The 14455-nt window shown below is 35.5% G+C and carries 11 protein-coding genes; 3 read left to right on the top strand and 8 right to left on the bottom strand.

What is annotated here, in order from left to right; genetic code table 11:
• The 6 genes from ACIPNH_RS04840 to dcd form a co-directional block, all read right to left on the bottom strand.
• Positions 1-117: IS630 transposase-related protein (locus ACIPNH_RS04840; RefSeq protein WP_400771409.1), on the bottom strand; the 117-nt coding region annotated here is incomplete at its 3' end.
• Between the two features lie 33 nt (positions 118-150).
• Positions 151-840 (bottom strand): ankyrin repeat domain-containing protein, encoded by a 690-nt coding sequence (locus ACIPNH_RS04835; protein ID WP_400772010.1) that lies wholly within the window; start codon positions 838-840, stop codon positions 151-153.
• A gap of 132 nt (positions 841-972) precedes the next feature.
• A complete protein-coding gene (locus ACIPNH_RS04830) occupies positions 973-2136 on the bottom strand; it encodes a multidrug effflux MFS transporter (RefSeq protein WP_400772009.1) in 1164 nt (387 codons plus the stop codon).
• A gap of 183 nt (positions 2137-2319) precedes the next feature.
• A complete protein-coding gene (locus tag ACIPNH_RS04825; protein WP_400772007.1) occupies positions 2320-3186 on the bottom strand; it encodes a hypothetical protein in 867 nt (288 codons plus the stop codon).
• Between the two features lie 57 nt (positions 3187-3243).
• Positions 3244-6468: a glycoside hydrolase/phage tail family protein gene (locus ACIPNH_RS04820; RefSeq protein ID WP_400772013.1), complete on the bottom strand. Its 3225-nt coding sequence runs from the start codon at positions 6466-6468 to the stop codon at positions 3244-3246.
• A gap of 353 nt (positions 6469-6821) precedes the next feature.
• Positions 6822-7379: a dCTP deaminase gene (dcd, locus tag ACIPNH_RS04815; RefSeq protein ID WP_006280485.1), complete on the bottom strand. Its 558-nt coding sequence runs from the start codon at positions 7377-7379 to the stop codon at positions 6822-6824.
• A gap of 140 nt (positions 7380-7519) precedes the next feature.
• Here dcd and ACIPNH_RS04810 point away from each other — a divergent pair, with 140 nt between their 5' ends.
• Positions 7520-8536 carry a substrate-binding domain-containing protein gene (locus ACIPNH_RS04810; protein ID WP_400772006.1) on the top strand — a complete coding sequence of 339 codons (1017 nt, stop codon included), beginning with the start codon at positions 7520-7522 and terminating at the stop codon, positions 8534-8536.
• A 454-nt stretch (positions 8537-8990) separates the two neighbouring features.
• On the opposite strand, the gene ACIPNH_RS04805 is transcribed toward ACIPNH_RS04810, so the two are convergent.
• Complete coding sequence (locus tag ACIPNH_RS04805; protein ID WP_400772005.1) at positions 8991-9680, bottom strand: hypothetical protein; 690 nt, start codon at positions 9678-9680, stop codon at positions 8991-8993.
• Between the two features lie 267 nt (positions 9681-9947).
• Between ACIPNH_RS04805 and ACIPNH_RS04800 the strand changes: the two genes are divergently transcribed.
• Positions 9948-11408 carry a TrkH family potassium uptake protein gene (locus ACIPNH_RS04800; RefSeq protein WP_400772004.1) on the top strand — a complete coding sequence of 487 codons (1461 nt, stop codon included), beginning with the start codon at positions 9948-9950 and terminating at the stop codon, positions 11406-11408.
• 255 nt (positions 11409-11663) lie between these two features.
• Here the strand turns inward: ACIPNH_RS04800 and mgtE are convergent, their stop codons facing one another.
• Positions 11664-13034, bottom strand: a complete 1371-nt coding sequence (gene mgtE / locus ACIPNH_RS04795) for a magnesium transporter (protein WP_400772002.1) — start codon at positions 13032-13034, stop codon at positions 11664-11666.
• 153 nt (positions 13035-13187) lie between these two features.
• On the opposite strand from mgtE, the gene prfB reads away from it, so the two are divergent.
• A protein-coding gene (gene prfB, locus ACIPNH_RS04790) for a peptide chain release factor 2 (protein WP_400772001.1) occupies positions 13188-14292 on the top strand; the annotation gives its coding sequence in 2 pieces (ribosomal slippage) (positions 13188-13262 and positions 13264-14292; 1104 coding nt in all).
• Positions 14293-14455 lie beyond the last annotated feature (163 nt).

Here is a 14455-nt window from a genome sequence, read left to right as displayed (position 1 = left end):
CTCCCATAAAGTAGTTCGTCCAATCTTAAATCTTGCTGCCACTGTTTCTCTGCTTTCTCCTTCGTCTAGCGCTTCCATTGCTTTTTTTCTTAAATCATAACTATATGCTGCTGGCATTCAACCTCCTTATCATCATCTACCCTTATCCTATCACATCCGGACTTTTATGGAAAGAGCTATAACATTGATTCCATCTTTTCCCAATAGGGCGTCTACTACCTCTTTATGGTTCTTTACAGCAGCTAAATGTAAAGGAGTTTCTTGCAACCAATCTGTTGCATTAACATTGATCCCATTTATTTTCAGTAGGGCTTCTACTACCTCTTTATGGCTCTCTACAGCAGCCCAATGTAAAGGAGTCTTTTGCGACCAATCTGTTGCATTAACATTGATTCCATTTACTTTCAGTAGGGCGTCTACTACCTCTTTATGGCCCTTTTCAGCAGCCAAATGTAGAGGAGTCTTGTTATCTTGATCTTTTACATTAACCTTTGCTCCTTCACTTATTAGACTGTTTACTTCCTGAATATTACCGCTTTTAGCAACCTCAAGTAATTTAGCTGTGCTTTGTAATAGAGTTTTTATTTCTTCGTCAGTAGTTAAAACTAAGGGAGTGTTTCCCTCTTCATCTTCTGCATTAACATTTGCCCCTTTGTCCAATAGAGCTTCTACTACCTCTTTATGGCCCCATACAGCAGCAATATGTAAAGGAGTCTCTCCTTTATCATTTTCTACATTAACATCTGCTCCTTCACTTATTAGACTTTTTACTTTCTCAATATTACCTTCTAGAGCAGCCTTACGTAATTCAGCATTTATATCTCTGTTTGAATTGCTCATCCCATACCTCCTGTAAAACTATATTGTTATGATAAAGTCGTTAATAATCTATGAGCTCTCACCCCCTGTAAAATTATATTATCATGATAAAGTCATTAATAACCCATGAGCTCTGGATCACGCAAATAATGGTTATTCCCTGTGTTTTTCAGTACATTTGAGCTGGCTGTACATAAGAATCACAATTGTAGAGCATGCTATTGTTAATAGTAAATTTGGTAAAATACCATAGCGAAAAAATTTTCCTACTATATATATTCCAATAGCCCCAAACATCATATTGCAGAATGAGAGGACTGCACTACCAAGCCCTATACCTTTGATCGTTTCTAAAGCAGAAGTTACGTTATTGCTTATTATTAATGCAAGTCCGATATTGGCTGGAATCCAAACAGTTTGAAGAATTAATATATTTAACTTGTCCGCGAAATAAAAATATACCAATAAACTATCGGATATTATCGGTAACACCAAACCTATTATTAGCATTTTGCTAACCCCTACTTTTGGTACATACCTTCTATTAATTAAAGTTCCAATTATGTAAAATATGACTATGATCGATATGAGGTAGCCAAAATACTGTACTTCAATGCCCATCGATTCAAATATGAACGGGTAGTTAGCAATGTATGCCCAAAGCCACATGAAAGTTAATCCATGAATGGCTGAAAACCCAAGGAAACGATAATTTCTAAATATTGATATATATTGCTTGAAGATATTAGTAGTTATGTTAGTTATACTGGTTTCATTTTTATTTACAGTGAGTGTTTCTTGTAACTTAAAGTAGATAAAAATAAGTATAGCAATTGCTGCAAGTGATATAATAAAAAACAAAAATTTCCAACTATACCCATGTGAAATTATATAACTGCCCACCACTGGAGCTATTCCAGGTGAGAGTGCCACAACCATATTTAATTTTGAAATGACTCTCGAGTATTCACTACCCGAGTACATATCCCTTATTGCTGCATACCCAACAACACCTGCAACACCAGCCCCTGTTCCTTGTATGAAGCGAATTAGTATCAAGAGCGCAATGCTGTCGGCTATATAACACATGACACTTGCCAAAATAAAAATTGTCATACCAATCAGCATCATTGGACGCCTACCATAATGGTCCGATAATGGACCATAAATTAAGCCAGATACCGCAAATCCAACTAGATTTAAGCTAATTGTAAGCTGCACTACACTGCCTTCTACTTTAAAATAATTGGCAATGCTTGGTAGTGCAACTGAGTATAGGTCAGTTGCCATATCGACAATTGCTACAGACAATATCATAATAAGAGAGATGATATTTTGCGAAAGAGCTGTTTTCACTTAATGATTTATTGGTAAATATGCTTAATTATAATGTATTTTTTTCATTAGTATAAGTACAATGTTACATAGTAAACGATGTCATTCGAGTAGCGGACACTGAAATCTTAAGCTAAAATCATGAAAAGCCTGAATTTCAATACCTTATCTTTGATTATTCACTTTAAGCTTTAAGTCTTCAACAGAAGATGCATTTGCCTCACTTACTACCTTTAGTGGTTCACCAAGATTATGCTCTATTTTTATATTACGCTCAGGATCGTACTCTATTCTTGTATCAAACTCAAAGCCCAATTTCTCACAAAGTTTTTTGAAATACTCAATAAGCTTATTTATAATATAAGTAAGCTTATCAAACAAACCGTCATCACCAGCTTTATAGTCCTCTAACTCTTTAGGAATGGTAAGAAGTACTTTACCATCTTCATATGTTACATTTTTATCTTCACATTTCAGTTTAAACTCCGCTGAACTGCAAAAACCTGGTGTTTCGATATATGTACAATCATCATAGTTAAGCATTTTTGTATATTTCATGCTAAAACTAAGCTTTATACAATTGGGTTCACGACAATCCATAATATACTCTCTTGTCATACAGTTGCCTTGCGTTGACAAATGAAAAGATCCAAGAGCTTGATTCATATCATTAGAAAGAAAATGAGTATATCCGCCCTGATAATAGTTATTTATTAACTCCTCAATAATAGAGTTATTGGGAATTGTTGCACCAACGTGTTTAAACATTTCTGTAAAAATTTGTCTGAGAAATGGACGATAATTCCCTTTTCCGTTTTCATCCCGTAGAATTAGATTTTTATGGTTTGAATACAGATTGTTAATAAATTCGTTAGTTATTTTTTGTCCGTTAATAGCAAGGCCGTGTGTTCTATTAAGATCCTTATATGTTCCCTCACCAGAAATTACTTCGTCCCAAGTGTTAGCTTTGAAATCAGCATATTTGAGCTTCTTCACTTCAGCTTTCAACGCATTGACCATTTCCTTTGACATGTTATATCTCTACCATTAATACCTGTATATTAATTCTAGCACTTACTTTATTAAATTTCAATTACTAAATGAATTTATCACTTTCACTTCCGTATTTTCCAGCGAGTCACCGTAAGTCACTGCTTTTAGGTAAAACTTTTTCCCCATTTGCACTTCGAAAGATATTATTGAATCATCAAGTAGAACAAATTTTTCACCTGTGGCATGATCATATTCTTTAGTATCTTCTTGTCCTCTGATTAGGTTGCTAAGCTTATATTTATTTTTATCTATAAGTTCAGCATTCTGGAATTTTATTACCTCTTTTCCAACCAGTGCTAAATTTGAGTTTGCAATTGGGCTCGTGCTTGGCAGCTTACCAAAACGTAACACTACTATAAGCCCCTCGTCGGTAGATTCCATTACATATCCGTAAGTAGACTGCTTGTTTGTGCTTGCAATAGGCTTATAATCCTTATCGTTGTACGAAATAAAGAGTGTTGCTCCTTTCCAATTCTTTTCTTCGTTAATTAAAGTAAAGCTTGCGCTATTACCCTTAACATGCGGTAAATCTATCATTTCTATGATGGTTTTACTGATGTGAGAAGGAGGGTATTCCTTCAGCATAAGTGACCTTGTTGAAGGAAAAGAGAGCTTATATATAGAGCGATCATAACTAACACCACTTACTTGAATGGACATGCTTTCGAATTTCGTTTTTATAATTCTCACCGTATGTTTTTTCTCACTGTCTAAAATCGTTATTACATCACTTGGCACAAGCCACGCATATTTTATCGGTAGCTTGAAATTGTATATATTTCTCTCTTGCCACGAAGAATAAAGTAAAACCTCAGCGATATTTTGCGCCTCTCCCTCCTCCATAATGAGCGGTATTTCAACTGTTATAGCAGTGCCTTGCTTTGGCAACTCAGCATATTTAACATCAATTGGATAGCCAAAATTTCGATTAAAATAAACGACGTTAACTTTATTGTTTAAATCCAGTTGACTAATATTAACAAGTTTTGAATTGTTACTGAAAACCATTTCACCAATTGGTATTCCAGTCGTAACTCCCCTACCCTTTTGGACAAATTTCAGTTTAGAGTCCTGTTCAACCACATCAAAAAAATAGCAACTTTGCAGCATTTTAATAATTGAACGTACCGATTGCTGGTCATTTATCACATACCCAGACAATAACCCTTTGACGTTGCTTGTATCGAACTGATCGCTTTTTAAACCTGTTTTTTGTAACAGATCCGATAAAACATCGGAAATATTAAGCTGTGAAAGCTTTCCCTGAATCCAATGTCCTGTCTGCCAATTATGGCATTCAGTCCACATATCACATAAATTGGGAAAGTAAGGAAATGGCCTTGCATCCCACGCCCAGAGAAACATTTTTTCTACCATTTCCGAGCTTTGCCACTTTTTTAACGTTCCTTCAATTGCAATTTTTTGCGAAAGAAAGCTCACCTCTCCGTTTGAATATCGTGGATATTTGCTCTCTATGCTGCCTTTGTCAACAAACACATTTGGTTCATTAGTGCAGCCGTTCATACTGGGAAATCCATATTCAGTAAACCATATTTTTTTCATTTTTGGTTGCCATTTCGTTTTACTACCACCTGGATTTATGTGAGTTTCACTCCACCATTTTGCTATGTTTTTCCACGCATACCTGCTGTCGTTATACTTTACTTTTTCAGGCTCACCCTTTGAGTAATCATAGAAATAATCATACCCCACTCCACTGCTCCAACCACCCATTACATCTTCCGCGGAATAACCAAAAGTAGGCTCTGGCCCATCAGTCAGTGGAAAATAAGCATCTATGCCAATAACGTCGATGTACTCTGAAGACCAAAGCTCATCCATATTATACCAACCATCATATGAATGGTATTCGCTCCAATCAGCAGCGTAAGTTACCGTTACTTCTTTTCCAAGCTGAAGTTTTATTCGCTTTGCAAGCTTAACTAGCTCTATAACGGCAGGGTAATTCCCTTGTTCATCCCTGATTTTGGTAAGCCGCACAAGTTCAGAACCGATGATAAACCCTTCCACTTTAGTTTGTTTGGCAATGCTTGCATAATGCTCTATAAATTTGTTATATTGATTCTCAAAAAAATCACTTATATCCCCAGGAGTCCCGCTCAATTTTCCTCGCCACTCTTTGTTCTTTGTGTCAAGCAAGGGCATTGGATAGAGCATCACCTTGTAGCCTCTGCTGTGTAGCTCTTCTATATATCTTATTAGCGCTGCATCACTAACTGTGCCACCATATCTTGGGTTTCCACTCGCATCTTTTGAAATTAGCTGAGCATTATCTCTGGTACTACTTCCTACTTGCCAATCATCAGGTAATATTGCGGAATCATCTTGAAATTCAACTGCAGGGTATATTTTACAATCTTTAATGTTCAGATCATTCACAAACCAATTGACTACTACCGATACCCACTCAACATTTGGTAAATCTCCCTTTAATTGATCCAAAGAAAGCATTGCATCGCTCTTTTTAGTGTGGTTGTTGTGATTTACCCTTTGCGCCAGCCCATATGGGATATATTGGTTGCTGCTTATTTTCTCTTGCGCGATTTTCTTCTGTATTTTTGTATCATATACAAACTCTCCTGAGCCTGGTATTATATTGATATTCCGAATATTTTCTGCTATTGAAAATCCACTGGGTTTTAATGCAGTTCGCACTTCAAATGTAAATATCGGGACGCGATTGTTATAGTCTGCTAAAGGAAAATTCTTGATAACTATGTAAGATATTCCCCTATAAGCCGGCACATTCCCCTCTCCTTCAATTGATGACATAAATGGATCAGGATTTTGGTCTTCTCTGCCGCTGTAAAAAGTATAATCTATTTCATCAAAGCTAAGTGATGTTGTATCTGCCCAGATTCTGTTTAATTTTTCTACTTTCCCCTTGCAGATCGCAATTGCAAGCGTTGCATAGTAATTATATGTAACGTTCATACCTCTTTCAATTTTACTTTTGGTGGTTATCGCCTCTTCTTTTATTGGCTGCGCCCAAATAATGTTCCCTGCAACACGAGCAGTGCCATAGATAATTGGGATCGTTCTGCCGTAGGTTGAGGTTTGAACTTGCAGATTTTTTAGCCTCGCACCATGTGTTACTTTTTGCTCGGCATCAAGGCCAAACATTGCCCCATCTAGCTGTGCACCAAGAAGAGCACCGAGTTCTGAGCCGATAATCCGGCCAATTGGCCCAAAAATGCTGCCTGCTTGACCAAAAATTGATGATAAAATTATTGTAGACATAATGATCCTCCTTTTTGTTTCTATAGCTAATGTAGGCTCTACGTCATGCCGCAGCGGATAGATCCCGCTAACAAGCAGCGGGATGACGAGCTTATCGTTATGCCGCCGCGAACCGTCATACCGCAATTCATTCGCGGTATCTCTTAGCATAGATTCCGCTAACTAGTAGCGGAATGACGAATTTGTCATTTTACAGCCACTTGGATGACAATTTGCTACTAAATAGTAGCAAATTCAATAATTTACAATTAATAATTGAAGTTTTTAATTAAGAAAAGCACATGGTGTAGCTATAATTATTGTAAGCAACAATGAAAAAGTACGGAAGTGAAAAATTACCACTCTCATGGCAATCACTTCACCAGCGGCAAAGTGATACCATGCTGATTCATATATTTTCCTTTCATATCATCATATGATTTCTCGCATTCACTTTCGCCGCTTAAAAATACGAATTGGCATGCGCCTTCATTAGCGTAAATTTTCGCAGGAAGTGGAGTGGTGTTTGAGAATTCGAGTGTGACATGACCTTCCCATCCAGGTTCTAAGGGAGTAACGTTTACTATAATTCCACACCTTGCGTAAGTTGATTTACCAACACAAATGACCAGTACATTCCTTGGTATACGAAAATATTCCACTGTACTTGCAAGTACGAAACTATTTGGTGGAATTATGCATACATCTGTTTCCTTATCTATAAAACTATTCTCAGAAAAATTTTTAGGGTCCACGATAGCTGAATTAACGTTAGTAAAAATTTTAAATTTATTATCCACTCTTGCATCGTAACCATAAGATGATAGTCCGAAAGATATAACACCTTTGCTGCTTTTGTGATTCACAAAAGGCTCTATCATTCCAAAATTTTCAGCTTTTTCTCTTATCCATTTATCTGGCATAACTGCCATAATTGCCCCTTAAAGTTGTGTAATACTTACAATAATATAAAATAAAATTTAAATGTAAACTGTAGCTTTTGTCATGCAATTAAAGCTTTTCAGTTTGATTTTTGTTATAATAATTAGATTTATGTTCTTAACTAAAAATAATGCTTAGAAACTTTCTCCTGATTTTTGTATTCGTATTATTCACGCCGCTATCAAATGCTGATGCCAGGAAATACATCAGAATTGTTGGATCTTCAACTGTTTTTCCTTTTATCTCGTTTATAGCCGAAGAGTTCAACCGTGTATTCTCCTTTAAGACTCCAGTTGTGGAATCAATAGGAAGTGGATCAGGGTTCAAAATGTTTTGCTCAGGAATAGGGGAAGATACGCCAGACATCACCACTTCATCTCGCCCTATGAAGGAAGTAGAAAGAGAACTATGTAAAAGAAATAAAATTAATGAAGTGATAGAGATCATCATTGGCTATGATGGAATTGTCATTGCAAATTCAAATCAAAGCCATAGATTTGATTTCACAAAGAAGGACTTATTTAAAACTTTATCTGCATATTCTCAAGAAAATGATAAATTAGTAAAAAATAATAAGAAGTTTTGGTCTGATGTAAATCAAGCCTTACCAAAAACAGAAATTGAAATTTATGGTCCACATCAAAATACAGGCACATACGAAACTTTGGTTAATTCTATTATGCTTGATCAATATTCATGCATGAACTCGAGAATTTTCAAAGAGAATTATAAAGATCAGGAAGAAAGAAAGCAAGCATGTGGTAATATAAGGGATGACGGAAGGTATATAGAAGTTGGAATTAATGAAAACATAATAATACAAAAATTGAAAAGTAACAAGAACGCCTTAGGGATATTTAGTTTTAGCTTTTTAATGAGAAATCAAGATAAAATACAAGGGAGCACAATTGCAGGAATTGAGCCAACTTACGAAAATATATCATCGGGAAAATATATATTAGCAAGACCTCTATACCTTTATATAAAGAAAGAACACCTGGATACTGTTGATGGATTAAGAGAATTCATAAAAGAAATTATAGATTCGATCGGCATTGAAGATGGGTACCTATCTAGGCTTGGTCTAATTCCACTTTCAAGTGAAGATATAAAGAAAGCTTCAGCAAAGGTTTATGATATAACGTGACGGCAACGTTTCTTTTATATTCTTTGTTCTAGCGTAGTCAGACCCAGCGCGGCGCGCTGGGATGACAATGGATTACTAATTAGACAGTTCTGCGTTGTTGCAACACCCCAGAAACAACCGGGTCCGAGCTTTTCGTATTTGGGCTTTCTGATTTCTCACAAACTCCTCCAATATAAGCTAGTACAGCCAATGCTGAAACTGCTAAAACTTCTAAAACTAATGCAACTACAGGATATGCCAGCACATAGGCTGCAATAGCACCAACTACGCATAGTCCAACAACGCCCAGAGCGATCTTCCCTTTGTGTTCACTCCAGAAGTTTGTATCGTTTTTTTCTGGGGTTTTGTTGTCTGCAGTTGGTGCAGAGTTTACGGTGTTTTGATCTAGATCAGTGTCATCTATAAAGTTAAGATCATCATTCTCAGACGGATCCTGATTGATTTCTTGTGAAAATCAAGTCGCATACTCTTTATCCCATGCTATCTGATCATTAATCTTGGCATTATCTAGTTCATTTTTACTAAGTTTTTCCTCAAATTCTTGAATCAAATCTTGAAAGCATTGCTCACCTGCTCCAGGTATTTTAGCAAAACGTTTTTGTGCACATGTAAGTTTATCCATTACATAGTTATTTCCATTGGGCTCGAACCCAAGGAGCCCTGGAGAAGCAGCATCAAACATTAATTTAAAGCTTTCTTTTATCTTTTTCACATCTTCTTGGTTCAATTCTCTATCATAGTTAACCAGCAGAGGATAAACTAAAAGGGCATCTACGCTTCCATCATCCCAATATACATATCGCTCTAAAACCCTTGCTGCATTTTCACCACAATTCTCTAATGCTGCTTTAACTTGATTAACATCAAGGCTTTTTATTGCATGTCTTAGTGCCATATCAAGAATTCCCATCTTGCACTCTTCCATTTCTTGAATAACTGTTTTAAGAGCAGGTATGTTATAAAGGCCAAATCCTTGAAAACTATCTATTGCACGACAACACAAAAAATCACGAGTTTCTTTATTAGCTTTCTGCCAAATTAGTTCAATGATCCCTACTTTAGTGCTAACGCTAGCATTAGAACAGTCAATAACATCATTTAAAATGGTACCTTTGTCACTAGTCAGAGTCCCCTCGTGGCTCAAAACTGCTTGTATATCCTTATGTTCCTTATTGTCGAGTACGTTCTGGACTTCTTGAAAATTGTCATTCCTGACTGCCTGTCTTAATGAACCTAGAATTTCTTCTTGTGCATCAGTTAATTCAACTATATCTTACCTCTAATAAAAATTTAATTATCACACATATTTACAAGTAAATCAAGTATATTGTTAATAACTGTTAATAAAGGCCAACAAAATGCTTGACGTTAGAGTAGCTTTTATGGCTTTGTATAGCGAGGAAGTAACTCTATGAAAAATCATCAACGTTTACAAAATTTGCGTTCAATTGTATTTATTGTGGGAATATTCCTATTGCTGTTTAGCTTAGCAATGCTTATTCCTGCTATTACCAATAAGTATCTCAGCTACGAATGGAAAAATTTCCTCGCTGGATTCATAATTACCTGCACATCTGGCGCAATTTTTATTTTACTCGGTAAATTAAGTAGATTGCATGGAATGCCAGCAATTTTTGCGATTACTAGTTGCACCTGGATTGCCTTGTCTCTGTTTGCAGCTATTCCTTTCTATTTTGATAATCTGAGCTATGTTGATGCATTGTTTGAAACGATATCTGGCATCACAACCACAGGAGCAACTATATTTAATGATATTGAAAAACAATCTCCAGGAATACTGCTATGGAGAGCAATGCTACATGGCATGGAGGGTTTTGGTGTAATCACTTTAGGAATTGCAGTTTTTTCCATGTTTAAGGTTCTCAGCCTAAATAATTTACTTTATTCTGAATATTCAGATGCTACCAAAAGGAAGTTGCCGAATACGCGAAGCGTAGTAATTCATGTTACGGCAATATATTATGGCCTAATTTTGTTATGTATATCTTCCTATTATCTAGCTGGTATGCCACTGTTTGATGCAATATGTCACGGAATGTCCGCTGTATCAACTGGCGGATTTGCTAACTATAATGATTCTATAGGGCACTACAATAACCCTATGTTAGAAGTCATAACGATCATTTTTATGATTTTGGGTTCTCTGCCTTTTCTTAGCTATTTAAAAATTATAAGACGATTAGACATTTGCTATGATGAGCAAGTCTCTTACTTTGTTAAGATAGCTACTATCTCATCTTTATTTGCTTGTTTTTGGTTGTATAAAAATGTTGATTTAGGAGTGTCATTATCATTTAGATGCAGCACATTTACCATCACTTCCTTGATTACGTCAACTGGTTATGCAATCTGTAATCATATAGATTGGAGTTTCATTTCAGTCTTAGCTTTTTTTCTCACCTTTGTTGGTGGATGTAGTGGTTCTTCAAGTGGTGGTGTCAAAATCTTCCGCTTGATTGTTCTTTTAAGGTCTATAAGAAATTACTTTTACCTTTTATTAAACCCTGATGCAGACAATGGAGTAAAATTCAATGGAAAAACCCTGGAGAATGATGAAGTTCACTCTGTCTTTATATTTTTTGCAATTTTCATGTTAACGTTTACCATTTCATCAATAGTGATGTCTTACTTAAGCAATGCAGACTTTATAACTAGCATCAGTTCAGTCTCTGCAACGCTTACAAACTCTGGCCCGGGATTTAGTAATTTAATAGGTCCTTCGGGTAATTATTCCTCTTTCAGTAATGAAGTAAAATTATTTCTATCGTTTTTAATGCTGCTTGGCAGACTTGAAATATTGCCAATCTATTTTTGTATAGGCAATTTATTCTTATTTAATAGAAAGAAATAGTTGGTAAAATTTGATATTATAGCTAAACTGACTTACGACAATTTGAAAAACCGTCATTCCGCTACTCGTTAGCGGAATCTATACCGCGAATAAATCCACAGATGTACGAACATTGTGATTTGGGCACACCAGGAAGAATGTCATCCAAGTAGCCCCTTTCTCGTCATCCCGCTACTTGTTAGCGGGATCTATGCTAAGAGATACCGCGAATGAATCGCGGCATGACGGTTCGCGGCGGTATAGCTATAGATAGTATTAGCTATTTAATAAAAAGATCGTAGTTAAACCAAGAAATATAAAAGCTGAGAGAATATCAGTTGTTGCCGATGTTAGGATTGAAGAAGAAACTGCAGGGTCAGACTTTAAACGGTGAAGCATTATAGGAATGAAAGTTCCGATGAACGTTGCAATAATTGACATCATAATCATGGAGACCACAAAAATCATCTCCACTTTGAAGTTGTGAAACCTTATTGCTAACACTACTAATGAAATAGTAGATAAGATCACCCCGTTTATAAGACCTATTAAAAATTCTTTCATCAGTATTCTTTTTGCATTTTGCTCAGTTAGATATTTTGTTGCGATTGCCCGGATGGTTAGCGTTACTGTTTGGGATCCTGCATTTCCGCTCATTGATGCAATTATCGGCATGATTATTGGCAGCACTATAAAACTTTTTATTACATCATCGAAAAAGCCAACTACTATGGAACACATTGTTGCAGCTAAGAGGTTAAACAGTAACCAAGGTAGCCTTTTAATTATAGTTTTATGTATAGGGGCATTTATATCGGCTTTAGAAGATACACCGCTTATTTTGAGTACATCCTCTTCTGTTTCTTGTTGAACAACTTTTATCACATCTTCAATTAAGATCACACCAATAATTTTACCATTCTTATTTACTACCGGAGCCGATAATAGAGAGTAATCTTTAAATATTCTTGCTACTTCCTCTTGGTCTATTCCAGTTTTAATGATTTTTATGTCATGATCCATTATCTCTTTTATTATTGTGTCTCCTGAGTGAGATATTACCTTATTTAAATTAACACTGCCTATAGGCTCTAATTTTGAGTTGATAATGAATATCTGGTGAAATTTTTCTGGTATTTTTTTATAGTTGCACACAAATTCTGTCAGTTGATTTATTGTCCAATAATATGGAGCTATAACCATATCTTTATGTATTAACCTTCCTGCACTTTCTTCTGGATATGATAGCAACTCCTCTACCGATTTCTGAGTTTTGCTGGGCAAATAGTAAAGTATATTTTCTACAGACTTTCTATCTAAATCTTTCACTATGGTTACTATATCTTCTACATCAAGGAGCATTAGTAACTTTGCTGTATTTTCTATTCCCAATGTTTCTATGATCTCTATTTGTAAACCTGGCACTACATGCACTAGGGCATCACTTAACAAATGTTGATCGAGGATATTAACTAATTTCTCCCTGTGATCACTGATCGAAGTAGATAAAAAATAAGCTAACTGAACACTGTCTATCGTTTTTACAATATTACGAACATTCTCTAGCTCCTCGTTATCAAGTGACTCTATTAAGTCATCAATAGCCTTTTTGTCTAAACCATAATGGGAACTTATTTCAATATTCATTACTTTACCTTGTTTTTTAATAAATATACGCGCTTGATTTCCTTAAACATTAAAGTATAATGAAATTATTTAAATTAACTATCATATGGTTAAATTTCTATTTTGTTTACTGTTATTGTTATTGATAGTAAATATATTAAAATCTAAAGTATAATGAAAACTTATCCAGAAATTCTTGAACACTTTCAAAGCTTAAATAAAAGTATTTCTCTTATCAGGAGGTGTCTTTGACATAGAAAAATTAAAGTTGCGTCTTGAAGAGCTTGACTCCCAAGCGTCGAATGATGACCTATGGCAAGATAACCAAAAAGCACAAGAAGTTTTAAAAGAACGTTCTAAAATTAAGAATGACGTAGAGTCGTTTTTAAAGCTGGAAAGCGATTACAACGATGCCATCAGCTTAATGAAGTCTGCTATTGATGAAAATGATGAAGAATTTTTCTCTGAAGTTGAAAATGAATTAGCTAAGCTAGAGAAATTAATCAAGTATAAAGAAACAGAGTCCTTATTTACTGGTGAAGCAGATAATAATAACTGCTTTTTAGAAATCCACTCAGGAGCTGGCGGAACCGAGAGCAATGATTGGGCTGAAATGCTGATGCGCATGTATATAAGGTGGGCAGAAATTTATCACAACTTTAAAGTTGAAGTTGTAGAAAAATTAGAAGGAGAGTCAGTTGGTATAAAGTCTGCAATGATAAAAATCGTTGGAGAAAAAGCTTATGGGTGGGCAAAAAGTGAAAGTGGAATTCACAGGCTGGTTAGAATATCGCCATTTGATGCAAATGGTAAACGTCATACCAGTTTTGCAAGTGTAGAAGTAACTCCAGTGATCGAAGATTCAATTGATATTGCTGTGGATGAAAAGGATCTAAAGATCGACACCTACCGAGCTTCTGGAGCAGGCGGTCAGCATGTGAACAAAACTGAAAGTGCAGTACGCATTACGCATATTCCAACTGGTGTTGTAGTTCAATGCCAAAATGGTCGTTCTCAACATAGAAATAAAGATGAGGCGTTAAAATTACTTAAAGGACGTTTATACCAAATTGAACTGGAAAAAAAAGAACAGAAAATGGCTGAAGAGTATGGTAAAAAATGCGATATAGGCTGGGGTAATCAGATCAGATCGTACGTTATGCATCCATATCAAATGGTGAAGGATTTAAGAACCGGACATGAAGTGGGCAATATAAATTCTGTTTTTGATGGTAATATAGATTGTTTCATAGTTAGTGTGCTTACTAAGCAAAATTAGGTAGGGTTGACTTTCTTGCCATAATATATGATAATTAAAATATTGTTAAAGTAGGAGTAAAGTTATGGCGATTAAATATGATCAGTGGAAAAGTGACCTTACCCAGAAAAAGTGGAGAGAAAGTGTGGAATGTTTTTTACAAAAAGAATGATGCATCAAATTG

Source organism: Wolbachia endosymbiont of Drosophila barbarae (assembly GCF_044752445.1).
Taxonomy (GTDB): Bacteria; Pseudomonadota; Alphaproteobacteria; order Rickettsiales; family Anaplasmataceae; genus Wolbachia; species Wolbachia pipientis.
Note: the sequence above shows the minus strand (reverse complement) of the source record. Positions and strands in the feature narration are given on the sequence as shown.